16 protein-coding genes are annotated in these 16259 nt (G+C 64.2%); 8 read left to right on the top strand and 8 right to left on the bottom strand.

Going from position 1 to position 16259, the window contains the following annotated elements; genetic code table 11:
* Positions 1-54: 54 nt before the first annotated feature.
* Positions 55-468 carry a hypothetical protein gene (locus ACQ4W4_RS03015; protein ID WP_436540719.1) on the bottom strand — a complete coding sequence of 138 codons (414 nt, stop codon included), beginning with the start codon at positions 466-468 and terminating at the stop codon, positions 55-57.
* A gap of 81 nt (positions 469-549) precedes the next feature.
* Positions 550-1251 carry a FadR/GntR family transcriptional regulator gene (locus tag ACQ4W4_RS03010; RefSeq protein ID WP_436540718.1) on the bottom strand — a complete coding sequence of 234 codons (702 nt, stop codon included), beginning with the start codon at positions 1249-1251 and terminating at the stop codon, positions 550-552.
* Positions 1252-1403: 152 nt separating this feature from the next.
* Between ACQ4W4_RS03010 and ACQ4W4_RS03005 the strand changes: the two genes are divergently transcribed.
* From ACQ4W4_RS03005 to ACQ4W4_RS02990, 4 genes are all read left to right on the top strand, one after another.
* On the top strand, positions 1404-2201 hold the full coding sequence (locus ACQ4W4_RS03005; protein ID WP_436540717.1) for a (Fe-S)-binding protein: 798 nt from the start codon (positions 1404-1406) through the stop codon (positions 2199-2201).
* A complete protein-coding gene (locus tag ACQ4W4_RS03000; RefSeq protein ID WP_436540716.1) occupies positions 2198-2914 on the top strand; it encodes a LutC/YkgG family protein in 717 nt (238 codons plus the stop codon). The genes ACQ4W4_RS03005 and ACQ4W4_RS03000 overlap by 4 nt, the downstream gene beginning before the upstream one ends.
* The gene (locus ACQ4W4_RS02995) at positions 2911-4356 is read left to right on the top strand and encodes a LutB/LldF family L-lactate oxidation iron-sulfur protein (RefSeq protein ID WP_436540715.1); all 1446 of its coding nucleotides are present in this window, start codon (positions 2911-2913) and stop codon (positions 4354-4356) included. Before ACQ4W4_RS03000 ends, ACQ4W4_RS02995 begins: the two co-directional genes overlap by 4 nt.
* Before the next feature lie 103 nt (positions 4357-4459).
* On the top strand, positions 4460-6166 hold the full coding sequence (locus tag ACQ4W4_RS02990; RefSeq protein WP_436494648.1) for a lactate permease LctP family transporter: 1707 nt from the start codon (positions 4460-4462) through the stop codon (positions 6164-6166).
* A gap of 58 nt (positions 6167-6224) precedes the next feature.
* On the opposite strand, the gene ACQ4W4_RS02985 is transcribed toward ACQ4W4_RS02990, so the two are convergent.
* A complete protein-coding gene (locus ACQ4W4_RS02985) occupies positions 6225-6752 on the bottom strand; it encodes an NADPH-dependent FMN reductase (protein ID WP_436540714.1) in 528 nt (175 codons plus the stop codon).
* A 97-nt stretch (positions 6753-6849) separates the two neighbouring features.
* Positions 6850-7083 carry a DUF3563 family protein gene (locus tag ACQ4W4_RS02980; protein ID WP_077407407.1) on the bottom strand — a complete coding sequence of 78 codons (234 nt, stop codon included), beginning with the start codon at positions 7081-7083 and terminating at the stop codon, positions 6850-6852.
* 436 nt (positions 7084-7519) lie between these two features.
* On the opposite strand from ACQ4W4_RS02980, the gene fucP reads away from it, so the two are divergent.
* Entirely contained in the window at positions 7520-8824 is a 1305-nt protein-coding gene (gene fucP, locus ACQ4W4_RS02975; protein ID WP_436540713.1) for an L-fucose:H+ symporter permease, read from the top strand.
* 65 nt (positions 8825-8889) lie between these two features.
* On the opposite strand, the gene ACQ4W4_RS02970 is transcribed toward fucP, so the two are convergent.
* The gene (locus ACQ4W4_RS02970) at positions 8890-9783 is read right to left on the bottom strand and encodes a LysR substrate-binding domain-containing protein (RefSeq protein WP_436540712.1); all 894 of its coding nucleotides are present in this window, start codon (positions 9781-9783) and stop codon (positions 8890-8892) included.
* 161 nt (positions 9784-9944) lie between these two features.
* Between ACQ4W4_RS02970 and scpC the strand changes: the two genes are divergently transcribed.
* Positions 9945-11441, top strand: a complete 1497-nt coding sequence (scpC, locus tag ACQ4W4_RS02965) for a succinyl-CoA:acetate CoA-transferase ScpC (RefSeq protein ID WP_436540711.1) — start codon at positions 9945-9947, stop codon at positions 11439-11441.
* A gap of 60 nt (positions 11442-11501) precedes the next feature.
* Here the strand turns inward: scpC and ACQ4W4_RS02960 are convergent, their stop codons facing one another.
* Both ACQ4W4_RS02960 and ACQ4W4_RS02955 read right to left on the bottom strand, forming a co-directional pair.
* Positions 11502-11873: a hypothetical protein gene (locus ACQ4W4_RS02960; protein ID WP_436540710.1), complete on the bottom strand. Its 372-nt coding sequence runs from the start codon at positions 11871-11873 to the stop codon at positions 11502-11504.
* Between the two features lie 97 nt (positions 11874-11970).
* On the bottom strand, positions 11971-12633 hold the full coding sequence (locus ACQ4W4_RS02955; protein WP_436540709.1) for a TetR/AcrR family transcriptional regulator: 663 nt from the start codon (positions 12631-12633) through the stop codon (positions 11971-11973).
* A gap of 299 nt (positions 12634-12932) precedes the next feature.
* Here ACQ4W4_RS02955 and ACQ4W4_RS02950 point away from each other — a divergent pair, with 299 nt between their 5' ends.
* Both ACQ4W4_RS02950 and ACQ4W4_RS02945 read left to right on the top strand, forming a co-directional pair.
* Positions 12933-14054, top strand: a complete 1122-nt coding sequence (locus ACQ4W4_RS02950) for a M14 family metallopeptidase (protein WP_436540708.1) — start codon at positions 12933-12935, stop codon at positions 14052-14054.
* A 12-nt stretch (positions 14055-14066) separates the two neighbouring features.
* Positions 14067-14531 carry a CYTH domain-containing protein gene (locus ACQ4W4_RS02945; RefSeq protein ID WP_436540707.1) on the top strand — a complete coding sequence of 155 codons (465 nt, stop codon included), beginning with the start codon at positions 14067-14069 and terminating at the stop codon, positions 14529-14531.
* A gap of 325 nt (positions 14532-14856) precedes the next feature.
* On the opposite strand, the gene ACQ4W4_RS02940 is transcribed toward ACQ4W4_RS02945, so the two are convergent.
* Entirely contained in the window at positions 14857-16110 is a 1254-nt protein-coding gene (locus ACQ4W4_RS02940) for a DUF2863 family protein (protein WP_326459312.1), read from the bottom strand.
* Positions 16111-16259: the final 149 nt, after the last annotated feature.

Raw genomic sequence — 16259 nt, 5'->3', positions numbered from 1 at the left:
GTTGCGCTACGGAAAACGTAAGTTGTTGTTTCTCGGCACTTTTTCATGCGCCTGTCACACTTCCGGCCCGCCACGGCTGGCTGCCTCTTGCAAGCTGGACAGCAGGCCGGGCAGGGCCGCGTGCAAGGCAGGCAGGTCGCCCGCCGACAATTCGGCCTGCGTTTCCACCCGGCCCGAAGGCTGGCCCCAGACGACCTGTACGCTGAGCCGGGCGCCCGTATCGAGTCCCGTGACGCTGACCAGCAGGGCGACTTCTTCCGGGGCATCGGCAGGCACGTCCTCGAGCAAGCAGGAAATGCCGAAATAATAATCCTGGAAGGCGCTGGCCGTGCCGCTGGAAAACGCGAATACGGAGGCGAGCGCGCGTGGCGCGGCGGTCGCGAGTGTGGGCAGGGCGGCGTGGAACAGGGGCAGCAAGTCGTTTTCCAGCTGGCGCACCAGCGGGTGGGTGTGGACGAGGACGGTCATGGCAGGACGAAATCAATGGCGGCGCGCGATGGTAGCAGCTTTCGCCGCCGCTGTGACCATGGACTGGTCCTACCAGAGGCCTCAGTCGTCATCGCTGGTGACGCGCGTGCGCACGAAATCGATGTGGCTTTGCATGGCCGTGCGCGCTTCCTCGGGCTGGCTGGCGCAGATGGCCTCGCACAGGGTGCGGTGCTGCGACAGCAGTTGCAGCGACGTGGCCTCGTCCTGCTGGCGCAAGCCCGTGCCGTTGATGGTGATGTGTTCGCGCAGCATGCCGATGATGCTGGTGTGCAAGTGCAAAAACATGGTGTTGTGCGACGCCTGCGCGATGACTTCATGCAGGCGCGCGTCGGCCTGCGCCTCGCCGTGTTTGTCGTCGCTGGCGCGCGCCTGTTCCAGCTCGGCCAGCAGCGCCATGATCTGCGCGCGCTCGTCCCCGCTGGCCCGCTGCGCCGCAAAGTAGGCGGTCGCCCCTTCCAGCACCCGGCGAAATTCCAGGATGTCGTCGCGCAGGGCGGGGTGGTCGGCCACCAGCTGGCTCCACGGCGACGCCATGCCCGTGCGCAGCTGATCCGTCACGAACACGCCCGCGCCGCGCCGGCTGCGCACCAGGCCCCGCGCCGCCAGCCGCTGCACCGCTTCGCGCACGGTGTTGCGCGAGACTGCATATTGCTGCGCCAGCAGGCGCTCGGCCGGCAGCTGCGCGCCCGCCGGCAAGCTGCCGTCCAGCAGGGACGTCTCCAGCCTGCGCATCACCATCTCGACCCTGCCCCGCGTTTGCATGCCTGTCGCCATCGATGTCTTCCGGTGTTGTTTTAAAGTGGTCCGAGCAATTTGAAGTGGCTTGCGGAAGCTGGAATTATGCGTGAACCGGTCATTCTTAACAACACACAGCGGCGCCGCAGCAACACACAGAGCGCCGGGGAGACACACTCATGCAGCCAGACCCGCGCCAGCCACGCCGCTATCCACCCGCACCGCTCCAGGTGTACCTGTTCGCTACTTGCCTGGTCGATCTGTTCGTGCCGCAGGCGGGGCTCGACGCGGTGCGCCTGCTGGAACGGGAAGGTTTGCAGGTGCACTATCCGCGCGGCCAGAGCTGCTGCGGCCAGCCCGCCTACAGCAGCGGCAACCCGGAACAGGCACGCGCCGTGGCCCGCGCCCAGCTCGACCTGTTCGCCCAGCCCTGGCCCGTGATCGTGCCGTCCGGTTCCTGCGCCGGCATGATGCGCCACCACTGGCCGCAGCTGTTCCAGGACGACCCCGTGGCCGGTCCCAAGGCGCTGGAACTGGCCGAACGCGTATATGAACTGAGCGAATTTCTCGTCTGCGTGCTGAAACTCGACCTGGCCGGCCTGGCCCTGGCTAACCCCGGGCAGGCGGAGGAAAACGTGGTGCTGCATACCTCGTGCGGCGCGCGTCGCGAAATGGGCACGCGCACCCACGGCGTGGCCCTGCTCGACGCCTTGCCCGGCGTGACGCGCATCGAGCACCAGCGCGAATCGGAATGCTGCGGCTTCGGCGGCACGTTTTCATTGAAACACCCGGATATTTCCGGCGCCATGGTCAGCGACAAGATCGCCTCGGCCTGCGCCACGGGCTGCGACCGGCTCGTCTCGGCCGACTGCGGCTGCCTGCTCAATATCGGCCACGCCGCGCAGCACCAGGGCGCGCCGCTGCCCGTCGAGCACCTGGCCAGCTTCTTGTGGCGCCGCACGGGAGGCGCGCCATGAGTACGGCATTGACCGCCCGCGAACGCATGCTGGGACGCCTGCGCGCCGCCGCGCCCTCGGCGCCCGAAGCGGTGGAGTTCATCGATACGGCCATCGACCAGCACTACCTGGCGCGCCGCGCCGCAGCCCCGCTGCCGGTGCGGGACAGGATCGCCGCCATGCAGGCCGCCCTGCGCGCCGCGCATGCGCAAGTCGACTGCGTGAGCGCGGACGCCTGGCCGGCCCTGCTGGCGCAGCGCCTCGGTGCGCACGGCGCGCACCGTTTGCTGCTCGATACGGGCAGCGCCGAAGGGCGGGCCTTGCGCGCCGCCTTGCCACAGGGCGTGGAAGCGCTGGCGTTCGCGCGTCCGCTGGCGCAGTGGAAGGGGGAATTGTTCGACACCGTCGACGCGGGGTTGACTGTCGCCCGTTCCGGCATCGCCGCTACCGGCACCCTGGTCATCGCACCCGACGCGGCCACGCCGCGCACGGTGTCCTTGGCGCCACCGCTGCACATCTGCCTCGTGTATGCGAGCAGCCTGCACGTGGACTTGCACGCGGCGGCGCGCGCCGAGCGCTGGGCCGACGGCATGCCGGCCAATCTGGTGCTGGTGTCGGGGCCCTCGAAAACGTCGGACATCCAGCAAACCCTCGCCTATGGCGCGCACGGCCCGCGCTGGTTGTGGGTGCTGATCATCGATGACTTGTCAGTCCAGGAAGGAGGCCAGCCATGAACGCCAAGCCACTGCAATTCGTCAAGCCGGCGGACTTCCATGCGCGCGCCCGCGCCGCGCTGGACGACCCGAAACTGCGCCAGAGCTTTCGCGGCGCCATGGATTTTTTACAGGACAAGCGCAGCGCCCAGTTCCCCGATGGAGACGAGCTCGAACGCCTGCGCGACATCGGCGAAGCCGTGCGCCGGCACGCGCTGGCGCGCCTGCCCGACTTGCTGGTGCAACTGGAAGACAAGCTGACGGCGGCCGGCGTGCAGGTGCACTGGGCCGTCGATGGCGAGCAGGCCAACGCCATCATCCACGCCATCGCGGAAAAGGCCAAGGCGACGCGCTTCATCAAGGGCAAGTCGATGGCCAGCGAGGAAATCGAGCTCAATCACTACCTGGAAGCGCGCGGCATGACCTGCCTGGAGTCGGACATGGGCGAGTACATCGTGCAGCTGGCCGGCGAAAAGCCGTCGCACATCGTCATGCCGGCGATTCACAAGACCAAGGCGGACATCGCCGGCCTGTTCGCCGAGCACATTCCCGACGCGCCCTACACGGAAGACGTCGACAGCCTGATCCAGACGGGCCGGCGCGCCCTGCGCCAGGCCTTCGTCGAGGCGGACATCGGCCTGTCGGGCGTGAACTTCGCGGCGGCCGACACGGGCACCCTGTGGCTGGTGGAAAACGAGGGCAATGGCCGGCTGACGACGTCCGTGCCGGACGTGCACATCGCCATCATGGGCATGGAAAAAGTGGTGGCCAAGCTCGAACACATCGTGCCGCTGGCGAGCCTCCTGACGCGCTCGGCGACGGGGCAGGCCATCACCACGTATTTCAACCTGATTTCCGGCCCGCGCCGCGCCGGTGAGAAGGATGGCCCGCGCGAAGTGCACCTGGTGCTGCTCGACAACGGCCGCAGCCAGGCCTATGCCGACGAACAGCTGCGCGCCACCCTGCAATGCATACGCTGCGGCGCCTGCATGAACCACTGCCCCGTCTACACGCGCATCGGCGGCCACGCCTACGGCACCACGTATCCGGGGCCGATCGGCAAGATCATCTCGCCTCACTTGCTGGGGCTGGACGCGACGGCCGACCTGGCCACCGCGTCGAGCCTGTGCGGCGCCTGCGGCGAGGTGTGCCCCGTGCGCATCCCGATTCCGCAGCTGCTGGTGCGCCTGCGCACGGAGGCGAACCGCAATCCGGCGGAGCAGGTGGCGCATCCGCTGCGCGGCCAGGGCGCCAAGTTCAGCCGCGGTGAAAGCCTGATCTGGCGCTTCTGGAGCGGCGCCTTTGCGCGCCCCGCCAGCTACCGCCTGTTCCGCTGGGCCGCCACGCGGCTGCGGATGCTGACGCCGCGCGCGCAACTGGGCTGGACGCAGCACCGCAAGCCGTTGACGCCGGCGCCGCGCAGCCTGGCCGACTTGCTCAATGCACGCGGGCAGGAAGAATAGCGACGCCCCGGCAGCACCGATGCACCGCAAAAAACACGCTACACACAATTACATCAAAAGCCGTTTTTTTCACTCAACCCGCATCCACCGGAGGAGACCCGACATGCAAACCTGGACCCAACTTTACACCCCGCTCGGCAGCCTGTGGCTGTCGTCGCTGGCGGCAGCCGTTCCCATCATTTTCTTCTTCATCGCCCTGGCGGCGCTGCGCATCAAGGGCCACGTGGCGGCTGCCGTCACCCTGGCGCTGGCGCTGGCCGTGGCGATTTTCGCGTACGGCATGCCCGTGCCGCAGGCGCTGGCGGCGGCCGGCTACGGTTTTGCATATGGCTTGTGGCCCATCGCGTGGATCATCGTCACGGCCGTCTTCCTGTACAAGATCGTCGTCAAGACGGGGCAGATCGAGATCATCCGCGCCTCCGTCTTGTCGGTAACGGACGACCAGCGCCTGCAGGTGCTGCTGATCGGCTTTGCCTTCGGCGCCTTCCTGGAAGGGGCGGCCGGTTTCGGCGCGCCCGTGGCCATCACGTCGGCGCTGCTGGTGGGCCTGGGTTTCAACCCGCTGTATGCGGCGGGCCTGTGCCTGATCGCCAATACGGCGCCCGTGGCCTTCGGCGCCATGGGCATTCCCATCATCGTGGCGGGCCAGGTGACGGGCATCGACCCCTTCCTGATCGGCGCCATGGCGGGCCGCCAGCTGCCGCTGTTGTCGCTGCTGGTGCCGTTCTGGCTGGTCTTCATGATGGATGGTTTCCGTGGCGTGCGCGAAGTGTGGCCGGCCGCCCTGGTGACGGGCTTGAGTTTTGCCGTGACCCAGTACTTCACGTCCAACCATATCGGCCCTGAACTGCCGGACATCACCTCGGCCCTCGTCAGCCTGGTCTCGCTGACCCTGTTCCTGAAGGTGTGGCAGCCGAAGAATGCGAAAGTGGCGCATGCCGTCGGCGGCGGCACGGCCGCGCTGTCCGGTTTCGGCGGCGCGGGCGGTGCCACGGAGCTGCGCGGCGGCGGCAACCGTGCCGCCTCGCCCTACACGACGGCGCAGACCATGCGCGCCTGGGCGCCGTTCGGCCTGTTGACGGCCATCGTCACCGTGTGGAGCCTGCCCGGTTTCAAGGCCCTGTTCGCGGCCGGCGGCGCCTTGTCTGGCCTGGTCATCAAGATTCACGTGCCCTATCTCGATAAACTGGTGATGAAGACGATGCCCATCGTGGCGGAACCGAAGGCCTATGACGCCGTGTTCAAGCTCGATCTGCTGTCGGCCGTGGGCACGGCGATCCTGCTGACGGCCGTGCTGTCGATGCTGATGCTGCGCATGAAGCCGCGCGATGGCGCCAAAGCCTTCGTGGAAACCGTGGTGGAATTGCGCCGTCCCGTGCTGTCGATCGGCCTGGTGCTGGCGTTTGCCTTCGTCGCCAACTACTCGGGCATGTCGTCCACCCTGGCCCTGCTGCTGGCCGGCAGCGGCGCCGCCTTCCCGTTCTTCTCGCCGTTCCTGGGCTGGCTGGGCGTCTTCCTGACGGGCTCCGACACGTCCTCGAACGCCTTGTTCTGCTCCCTGCAAAACACCACGGCGCACCAGATCGGCGTATCCGACACCTTGCTGGTGGCGGCCAATACGACGGGCGGCGTGACGGCGAAGATGATTTCGCCCCAATCGATCGCCGTCGCCTGCGCGGCAACGGGTCTGGTGGGCAAGGAATCGGACCTGTTCCGCTTTACCTTGAAGCACAGTCTGCTGTTTGCCATCATCATCGGCATCATCACCATGCTGCAGGCCTATGTGTTCACCGGCATGATTCCGCACTGAGCGGTCCGTAGAAGTACGTAGTAAAACTAGATGAACGGATAGTAAAACGTGCAGACGGTCATGAAAATGACCTGATGCACTGCAACATGGCGAGGATGGCCCGGCGCAATGCCGGGTCCGCGGCGATGCCCTCCGCATCCAGGCCCGACCCCAGCAGGGGCAAGCTGATGCAGGCCTCGTCGATCAGGCGCGCCGACATGGTATGCACCGTTTCGCGCAGGGCCGCCTGCGCATGCGTGGCGCGCGGCGAGGCGTTCAGCAGCACCAGCGGCTTGTCGATGAACGATTCATTTCCCACCATCCAGTCCAGCGCATTCTTCATGGGCCCGCTCACGCCGTGCGCATACTCGGGGCTGGCCAGCAGCAGCACGTCGGCCGCCAGTATGGCGTCGCGCAGACCCGTCACGGCGGGCAGGCTGTCGGCGTCGAGGTCGGGATTGAAAAGCGGCAATTCACCGAGTCCCGGATAGATGCGGACGTCGAATGGCGCTGGAGCAAGTCCGGCAATGGCGCGCAGCAGGGCGGTGTTCAGCGAGGCGGTGCGCAGGCTGCCGGCGATGGCGAGGATGGTAATGGGCGTTTGCATCCCGCCTGTATAGCCCATCCTGTGCTCAAGCGCAAGGCGAGCAGGATGGCGCTATCGTTTGTTGCAACAGCCAGAGTGGCTGGATATTGCGTTGCTCTTAACGGCTCAGGCCGCTCATCCAGGTAGGCTGCGGGTTGGCACGGGCCAGTTCGCGCATGCGGTATTCCAGATCGTAACGGTCGGTCGATTCGGCCAGGTACGCTTCTTCGTAAGCGCGCTCGCGGCGGTCGCTGCTTTGGTTCAGCCAGGCACCGACGCGCTTGGCGGCGTGGACCAGGGTGGCGACGATATTGCTGTTTTGCGTGGTGTGGTAAGTAAATGCGGTAGACATGGCAGACTCCTTTGAGTGGCGTGCCGCGTTGTGCTGCACTGCAATATAAGTATAGCGATTCCAAGTTATAAGGCTACTTTTGATTTCAAATGTCAGCTATTCATTTTTTAAATAACAGGCGGGAAAGCTGCGCAATACGGGGCTTTAAGGCATAATGCGGGCGCTGTATCGTAGTTTTACTACAAGACGGTTTTGTTCCGAATGTTGTTTTCAGACGCAGCCCGCAGGCGTGCCGCGCCCACAAGACATCATTCTGGCGAGAAACGGTCGGCCGTGCGCCTGCCGCGCGCAAGAATTGCCGTGCCCGCCTCGTATTGTTGATGGCAGTCATGGCCCACGCTGATATCTGCGTGGCGCTTGCGCGTCCTGGTGCTGCCCGGGTGGAAACGCTTCCATGCCTGGCAAGATCAACTTGGAATTGAAAAATGGAGAAGGTATGGAATACGTAAAGCAAGGCCAGGGCGTCCAGTCCGCACAGGCCGGCACGCAAAACAATACAGGCGCCCTGATCATTGTCACGGTACTGTTTTTCATGTGGGGACTGCTGACCTCGCTTAATGATGTGCTGATTCCCCATCTGCGCTCGATCTACACCTTGACCTATGTCCAGGCGATGCTGGTGCAGTTCTGCTTCTTTGGCGCCTACGCCATCGTCTCGCTGCCCGCCGGCATGCTGATCAAGAAAATCGGCTACCAGCGCGGCGTCGTCGCCGGCCTGCTGATCGCCGCCGCCGGCTGCGCCATGTTCTACCCGGCGTCCATCGGCAGCTATGCGCTGTTCCTCTTGTCCTTCTTCATTCTGGCGGCCGGCATCACCGTGCTGCAGGTAGCGGCCAATCCCTACGTGACGGAGCTGGGCGACCCGCAGACGGCGTCGAGCCGATTGACCCTGACGCAGGCGTTCAATGCGCTGGGCACCACCGTGGCGCCAGCCCTGGGCGGCATGCTGATCTTGTCGGGCACCGTGCTGACGGTGCAGCAGTTCGACCTGCTGCCGGCGGCCGAGCAGCTGGCTTACCGCGCCAAGGAAGCCGCTTCCGTGCAAGGCCCGTACCTGGTGCTGGCCGCCACGCTGGTGATCCTGGCGGTGCTGTTCGCGCTGGCAAAATTACCGAAGATTTCGCATGCCGACGATGCGGCCGCCGTGGCGCAGGATGGCCACAAGGTGTCGATCTGGTCGCACCGCCACCTGGTGCTGGGCGCGCTGGCCATCTTCCTGTACGTGGGCGGTGAAGTGAGCATCGGCAGCTTCCTGATCAACTTCCTGGGCGAAAGCCATATCGCGGGCCTCAGCCACGCCGACGCCGCGTATTTCGTCAGCTATTACTGGGGTGGCGCCATGCTGGGCCGCTTCGTCGGCTTCGCCGTGATGCGCTATGTCAGCCCGGGCAAGACCCTGGCCTTCAACGCCGCCGTCGTCATCGCGCTGATCCTCGTCGCCGTGTTCTCCAGCGGTCACACGGCCATGTGGGCATTGATCGCCGTCGGCCTGTTCAACTCCATCATGTTCCCGACCATCTTCAGCATGGCCCTGAACAAGCTGGGCGCGCAGACGGGGCAAGGTTCGGGCATCCTGTGCATGGCCATCGTCGGCGGCGCCATCGTGCCGTTCATCCAGGGCTTCCTGGCCGACCACATCAACCTGCAGCTGTCCTTCCTCGTGCCGGCCCTGTGCTATACCTTCATTTTGTACTTCGGCTGGAAGTACGCCAGCATGTACAACGACGCCGCCGCCAAGTAAGCCGCGCTGTCGCGATCAATCAAAAGGGTGGCCTCGGCCACCCTTTTTTTGCGTCAGTGCGTGCGTCAGTGCGCGAACGGCGTGCCCAGCACGTCCTGGCATACCTCGAGCCAGGCGCGCGCCGCGTGCGACAGATAGCGCCCGCTCCAGATATGCGCCACCTGCCACGCCACCTCCGGTTCGACGATGCGCACCGACGCGAAAGGTTCGCCAGCGAGGCGGTGGATGAAGGGCTCGGGCAGCAGGGCCACGCCCAGGCCCGCCGACGCCATCGCCACCAGCCAGTCCCACTGGCCGCTCTGCGCGGCGATGCGTGGCTCGAAGCCCGCTTGCGCGAAATGCTGGCGCAGGCTGCGCGTGAGCGCGAAATCATCTTTGAGTAATACCAGCGGCAGGTCGGCCAGCGCCTTGAAGGGCAAGGTCGTGCGGTTTTTCTGGAACGTGCCCGGTTCGGCCAGGGCCCAGATCGGGTAGCTGGCCACTTCCACGGCCACGAGGTCGAGTTCCGGGTCGGCCGGCAGCACCGTCATGCCGATTTCCAGTTCGCCAGCCGCCACCTTGCGCTCGATCTGCTGGCCCGTGTCTTCCTGCAGGGTCAGGCTGATGTGCGGATGCCGCGCGCGGAAGGCTTTTAATACTGGAGTAAACAGCAGATTGATCATGGGCGGGATGCCCACCGTCAAGCTGCCGCGCTGCAAGGCCTGGGTGTCGCGCACTTCCAGGGTCAGCTGGCGCATATTGGCCAGCATTTCCTGGCCGTGCTGGTAGACGATGCGGCCCGTGTCGGTGAGCGTCAGCTTGCGCCCGTCGCGCACCAGCAATTGCGCGCCCACCTCGTCTTCTAGCTGGCGCACCATCTTGCTGATGGTGGACTGGGTCAGGTGCAGCGATTCGGCCGCCTGCGTAAAGCTCGACAGGCGCACGGTTTCGACGAAATAGCGCAGGGAACGGATATCCAAGAGGGTGCTCGGCGTTGGCAGGGCATGAAAATATCGACTGGGTTTGGCGAAATTAATTCATGCCATGCATGTGGTCGGGATTTTATACTGAATCCCACTTATGGGGTTGGTGTATGACTGCCATCCAGTTTGAGAATATTAAGAATATCAGGAGCATCACGATGTACGAGGACCGTATCCGCCACCCAGGCTTGCTCAGCAAAATCATGAGCGCCGATGAGGCAGCCAAATTGTTCCACAACGGCATGCGTGTCGGCATGAGCGGCTTTACCCGTGCCGGCGACGCCAAGGCCTTGCCGCGCGCACTGGCCGAGCGCGCGCTGCAAGACCCGTTGAGCCTGACCCTGATCACGGGCGCCTCGCTGGGCAATGGCAGCGACGGCTTGATGGCCGAGGCGGGCGTGCTGGCGCGCCGCATGCCGTTCCAGGTTGACCCTGTGCTGCGCGGTAAGATCAACAAGGGCGAAGTCATGTTCATCGACCAGCATCTGTCGGAAACGGCTGAGCAGCTGCGTTCGGGCAACCTGGCCGCCGTCGACATCGCCGTCATCGAGGCGACGGCCATCACGGCCGCCGGCGCCATCATTCCGACCATGTCGGTGGGCAACTCCGCCGCCTTCGCCCAGCAGGCCACCCAAGTCATCATCGAGATCAACCTGTCCACGCCGCTGGCGCTGGAAGGCTTGCACGACATTTATATTCCGCAAACCTTGCCGGGCCGCGAACCGATACCTCTCACGCGCGTGGACCAGCGCCTGGGCAGCACGGCCATCGCCATCGATCCGGCCCGCATCGCCGCCATCGTCATCACGGACAGCCCCGACAGCCCGTCGAATGCCTTGCCGCCCGACGCGGAAACGCAGGCCATCGCCGGCCACGTGATCGCTTTCCTGGAAGGCGAAGTGGCGGCCGGACGCATGGGGCCGGAATTGCTGCCGCTGCAGGCGGGCATCGGCACCATCGCCAACGCCGTGCTGCACGGCCTGATCGGTTCGCCCTTCCGCAACATGACGATGTATTCGGAAGTGCTGCAGGACAGCGCCATCGAGCTGCTCGATTCCGGCCAGCTGGCATTTGCCTCGGCCTCGTCGATCACCCTGTCGGCCGCCGTGCACCAGAAGCTGATGGACAATATCGACCATTACCGGTCGAAAATCGTGCTGCGCCCGCAAGAGATCAGCAACCATCCCGAGATCGTGCGCCGCCTGGGCATCATCGCCCTGAACACGGCACTCGAGTTCGATATCTACGGCAACGTCAATTCCACGCACGTGTGCGGCACGCACATGATGAACGGCATCGGCGGCTCGGGCGACTTCGCGCGCAATGGGCAGGTATCGATGTTCGTGTCGAAATCGGCGGCCAAGGGCGGGCGCATTTCCAGCGTCGTGCCGATGGTCTCGCATGTGGATCATACGGAACATGACGTCGACGTGCTGGTCACGGAATGGGGTTATGCTGACTTGCGGGGTCTGGCGCCGCGCGAACGGGCGCCGTTGATCATCGAGCGGTGCACGCATCCCGCTTACCGCGATCAATTGCGCGCGTATTACGACGCGGCATGCCAGCGCGGTGGCCACACGCCGCACATCCTGCAAGAGGCGCTGTCGTGGCATACGCGCTACCAGGAAACGCAGAGCATGCTGGCAGCTGAATAAGCTTCGCCAACATCAGGACAGGGCAGGGCGGTACAGCACCGCGCCTGCCTTTTTCACTATTCAGTACATATGCAGCGCCTTGGCGCCCAGGCCCAGCAGGGCAAACGTGGTGGTGGCCTGGATGCCCATGAACCACAGGAAGTGGGTGTGCATGTGCTTGCGGATGTCGCCCAGTTCCGTGCGCAGGGCGTGGCAGTCGCCGCGCAAGTCGCCGCGAAACTGCGTCAGGTCGGCGCGCAACAGCTGCGATTCGTCGCGCAATTCCGTGCGCACATTGTCAAGGCCATCGCCCAGGCGCTGTTCCAGGGTCTTGAACCATAGCCGGTCATGCTCCCGGTCCGTTTCCAGTTTTGTCAGCCGCGCTTCCATCCGTACAGCATTGTTCGCGCTTTGCTGTTTGTCAAGCAGGTCCGTGGCATAGGCTTCGTTCATGTCGCCCTCCTTCGCGCGGGCCGCGGCTGCACCAGCGCAGGCGGCGTCACTCCACTGTCCGCTTTTGGCGTCGAGACGGTTTGCGCTGGATCAAACGTCAGGCAGCCGGCGCAAAGCGCAAGCGGATGCCTGCCGTGACGACAGCGAGCAAGTCGTCGATATGCGCGTTCATTTCAGGGTGCGGTGTCCATGGGTCGCCCGCATCCATGACGATGCGCAGCGAGACGAGGCCGTGCAGCGATTGCCAGAAGACTTGCGTCATCGTGTGCAGCGCCGGCTCGTCCTGGCGCACCTGGCCCGCTTGCGCCAGTTCGGTAAACAGGTGCAGCGCGTAGGCGTACGGGTCTTGCTCGATATTGCCGTGTTCGACCTCAACGGCGTCGATTTCCGCGTGCGGCCGCAATTCCATGAAGATCAGCGAATACTCGTCCGGATGCTGGAAGCCGTATTCGATGTAGGCGCGGCCGACCAGGCTGATGCGCTGCCACGGGTCATCGCTGCTGGCGCACGCCGTGCGCATGGCGCGCACCAGTTCCAGCAAATCCTTGTCCATGGCCTGGGCGATCAGGGTGGCCTTGTCGCGGAACAAGGCGTACACGACGGTGGTGGAAAACCCTGCCGCCTCGGCCACCTTGCGGATGGAGACGGCGCGCGCGCCACCCTTCTTGATGAGGTCTTTGACGACGTCGATGATGTGCTCGCGCCGCGCCTGCGCCTCGCGTAACTTTCTTTCCTGAATGTTGGTCAACTTCTTGTCCACGACTCTTTCCTGGCGACTCTATGAAAGCAGGAATTATAGGGGGGCGACCGGGTGCCAATGTGTCCGCCGCTGTTACAAATCAGTTTTTTGTCCGGTGGATGCAACAGCTGACCGATTTTTCGCGCTTTTGCCCGGCACTTTTCCGTCGATGCCCCGGATTGGTGCATAAATTGCCGGACCAGGCTTTGCGAACGGGGGCAAAGGGCGGAAAATAGCGGGATAGCTTACACTGCGTTTAGCACAACGGCGCTCGCCCACGAGGCAACGCCGGAACACTTACATTTGGACGGGATCATTACATGACCATTAAAATCAGCCAGAACTTCGACTCGGGCGCCATCGACGTGGTGAGCGCCACCAGTGCCGGCGCCATCGACTTGAACTTGCGCAAGGATAGCCACGCCGACATCCACCAGTGGTTTCACTTCCGCCTGCAGGGCGCGCGCGGCCAGGCATGCACGCTGCGCTTCCTGAACGCGGGCCAGGCCACCTATCCGGCCGGCTATGAAGACTACCAGGCCGTGGCCAGCTACGACAGCGAAAACTGGTTCCGCGTGCCGACCTCGTTCGACGGCCAGGTCATGACGATCTCGCACACGCCGGAACTTGACAGCGTGTACTACGCCTATTTTGAGCCGTACTCGTGGGAACGCCATTTGCGCCTGCTGGGCGAAGTGGCCGAGCATCCGCTGGCGCGCGTATCGGACCTGGGCAGCACGGTCGACGGCCGCGACATGAACATGGTTACCATCGGCAATCCGCAGGCGGAAAAGAAAATCTGGGTCATCGCGCGCCAGCATCCGGGCGAATCGATGGCCGAATGGTTCGTCGAAGGCTTGATCGACTCGCTGCTGGACGACGCCAACCCGATCGCGCGCAAACTCTTGCAGCGCGCGGTGTTCCACATCGTGCCGAACATGAACCCGGACGGTTCCATCCGCGGCAACCTGCGCACGAATGCGGCTGGCGCCAACCTGAACCGCGAATGGATGACGCCATCGCTGGAAAACAGCCCGGAAGTGCTGTGCGTGAAAAACAAGATCCACGAAACGGGCGTCGACATGTTCTTCGACATCCACGGCGATGAAGCGTTGCCGTACAACTTTGTGGCCGGCAACGAAATGCTGGAAAACTTCACGCCGGCGCAAGCGGCGCACCAGAAAGCCTTCATCGAGCGCTACAAGCAGGCCAGCCCCGACTTCCAGGACAAGTTCGGCTATGCCGCCAGCAAGTACAAGTCGGACATGCTGACCCTGGCGTCGAAATACATCGGCCACCATTTCGGCTGCCTGGCGCTGACCCTGGAAATGCCGTTCAAGGAAAACGCCGACTTGCCGGATCCAGCCGTGGGCTGGAACGGCGCGCGCAGCGCGGCCCTGGGCGCGGCCATGCTGCAGCCTATCCTGCTGTCGCTGGATTGAGCGGCGTTGATCATGGGCGTCGAGATCGAGCGTAAATTCCTGCTGGCCGGCGACGCCTGGCGCGGCCTGGGGCAGGCGGTGCTGCTGCGCCAGGGCTACCTGTCGTCCGCGCGCGAGCGCGTGGTGCGCGTGCGCATCGAGGGCGAACAGGCGATGCTGACCATCAAAGGCGCCAACGTGGGCGCGACGCGCGGCGAGTGGGAGTATCCGATTCCGCTGGCCGACGCCGTCGAACTGCTCGACGGCCTGTGCGAACAGCCGCTGATCGAAAAGGTCCGTCACCGCATCGAACACGCGGGCATGGTGTGGGAAGTCGACGAGTTCCTGGGCGCCAATGCGGGCCTGGTGGTGGCCGAGATCGAACTGGCCTCGGAAGACCAGCCCTTCGAGAAGCCGGAATGGATCGGCGCGGAAGTGTCGGGCGACGCCCGCTACTACAATGCGAACCTGATCCGCCATCCGTTTTCACAGTGGTGACGAGGCGATAAACGCGGCCTGCAATGCAAAAAGGCGGAACCGAGGTTCCGCCTTTTTTACGCCAACTGTGTTGTCGGATTACGCCGTGCCGGCTAATCCGACCTACGGCCTGTCCTTCAACCATTGCATCGACACCTCTTCAAACCGTAGTCGGATTACGCCGTGCCGGCTAATCCGACCTACGGCCTGTCCTTCAACCATTGCATCGACACCTCTTCAAACCGTAGTCGGATTACGCCGTGCCGGCTAATCCGACCTACGGCCTATGCCAGCGGCGTAGGTCGGATTAGCGCGCAGCGCGTAATCCGACAACACCGTTACAGGATCAATGAAAATGCTCGGTGCCTTGCGGCGTATCTTCCGGCATTTCCGCATGCGCCAGCTCGCCGACCGGGTCGGCAAACAGGGGCGCGCCGCAGTCGTCGCAGTATTCACCGACAAAGCGTTCCGCGTGGCGCTTGATCTGCGTCACGCCGGCGGCGTTCAAGTGCTCGATGATTTCATCGACGGGCGTCTTTTGCTTGTCCAGCGCGGCGATGCCGACCTGGATCAGGCCTTCGATCGGCGTGCCATCCTCGTCTTCCTGGCCGTACAGCGGCCAGACGATGCCGTAGATGACGTCCGGCGCCTGGCGCAGGGTGAAGGCGATGCGGTACTCGTCGACCTGGCCGTCGGCCGCTTCCTCGCCGAAGCCGGCGATCACGGCGCGCAGTTCCGACGGCTCGATGGCCAGCGTGTGCGTCAGGTAGTGCACGGCCGCGCGCACGGAGACGGGGCGTATCAGCTTGTCCGCTTCGCGGCAAGCCACGTAGTAGGCTTCCGGCAGCAGCAATTCCAGGCCGCAGCCAGGCAGCAGGCGGGCGATGGTCGGCGTGGCCTGCGCGCGCCATTGTTCCAGGGCGGCGCTGCGCTCGGCGATGAAGTCGAGCTGGCTGGCCGGCGTCTGCCAGCGGAACAGCGGCGCGCCGGCGGGCGCCACCACGGCCACCAGCAGGTAGCGCGTGTCGGCCAGGAACGGTGCCGTTTCCGCCTCTTTGCTCGATGGCTTGACGGCCGTGCCTTTCAGGGCGGCCAGCGCCAGCTTCTGCGTCTTGGCATAGGTTTCGACGTGGCTGCGCGGCAACTGGTCGATCGAATACAGGGTCGGCGCCATGGCCATCTTCGTGCCGTCGGCCAGCAGGTGGGCGGCGAAATGCGCGGACAGCACGCCGTGCGCGTCGCCGGCCATGGGGCCGGAAGCGATGGAAAAGCGCGTCCACGCGAGGATGGGCACGGCCACCAGCAGGGCGTCGTAGCGCACGTCTTCATGCGTGATGACGGTCGATTCGCTGACGGCTTCAACGCAGTCCATCAGCACGTCGTAGGCGTTCAAGTCTTCCTTGAACAGGCTGCCCAGGGTATTGTCGATGGTGTCCTGGTGGCCGGTTTTGAGTAATTTCTGGAGCTGCGTATCCAGGCTGTGTTCCCAGGACCGCTCTTCGAGACGGCTGGCTGCCTGTACGATCGCCTGGGCAAAGGTGACCAGGCGCTGGCTGTCGGCAGTCAGTTTATGGGATGAATCTTTGGAAGGACGACGCATAGCGGGATAAGAGTCTCGGAAAGTGAAAAAAATGGATCAGTCAAACAATGATAAACCCTTATAACCGTATTGTAGAGGATTCAGCCGCACGCAATACGTAAGCTGTCCTTAGATCATGCCAATAGTCGAAATTTCAAGGAAAAACGGGC

Origin of the sequence: Janthinobacterium glycogeni, assembly GCF_051380725.1 — a bacterium.
Classification (GTDB): Bacteria; Pseudomonadota; Gammaproteobacteria; order Burkholderiales; family Burkholderiaceae_D; genus Janthinobacterium.
This window is presented reverse-complemented; position numbering and strand designations above follow the sequence as displayed.

Coding starts and splice junctions, on each gene's coding strand:
- ACQ4W4_RS03015 (WP_436540719.1), bottom strand. CDS start 468: ATGACCGTCCTCGTCCACACCCACCCGCTGGTGCGCCAGCTGGAAAAC.
- ACQ4W4_RS03010 (WP_436540718.1), bottom strand. CDS start 1,251: ATGCAAACGCGGGGCAGGGTCGAGATGGTGATGCGCAGGCTGGAGACG.
- ACQ4W4_RS03005 (WP_436540717.1), top strand. CDS start 1,404: ATGCAGCCAGACCCGCGCCAGCCACGCCGCTATCCACCCGCACCGCTC.
- ACQ4W4_RS03000 (WP_436540716.1), top strand. CDS start 2,198: ATGAGTACGGCATTGACCGCCCGCGAACGCATGCTGGGACGCCTGCGC.
- ACQ4W4_RS02995 (WP_436540715.1), top strand. CDS start 2,911: ATGAACGCCAAGCCACTGCAATTCGTCAAGCCGGCGGACTTCCATGCG.
- ACQ4W4_RS02990 (WP_436494648.1), top strand. CDS start 4,460: ATGCAAACCTGGACCCAACTTTACACCCCGCTCGGCAGCCTGTGGCTG.
- ACQ4W4_RS02985 (WP_436540714.1), bottom strand. CDS start 6,752: ATGCAAACGCCCATTACCATCCTCGCCATCGCCGGCAGCCTGCGCACC.
- ACQ4W4_RS02980 (WP_077407407.1), bottom strand. CDS start 7,083: ATGTCTACCGCATTTACTTACCACACCACGCAAAACAGCAATATCGTC.
- fucP (WP_436540713.1), top strand. CDS start 7,520: ATGGAATACGTAAAGCAAGGCCAGGGCGTCCAGTCCGCACAGGCCGGC.
- scpC (WP_436540711.1), top strand. CDS start 9,945: ATGTACGAGGACCGTATCCGCCACCCAGGCTTGCTCAGCAAAATCATG.
- ACQ4W4_RS02960 (WP_436540710.1), bottom strand. CDS start 11,873: ATGAACGAAGCCTATGCCACGGACCTGCTTGACAAACAGCAAAGCGCG.
- ACQ4W4_RS02950 (WP_436540708.1), top strand. CDS start 12,933: ATGACCATTAAAATCAGCCAGAACTTCGACTCGGGCGCCATCGACGTG.
- ACQ4W4_RS02945 (WP_436540707.1), top strand. CDS start 14,067: ATGGGCGTCGAGATCGAGCGTAAATTCCTGCTGGCCGGCGACGCCTGG.
- ACQ4W4_RS02940 (WP_326459312.1), bottom strand. CDS start 16,110: ATGCGTCGTCCTTCCAAAGATTCATCCCATAAACTGACTGCCGACAGC.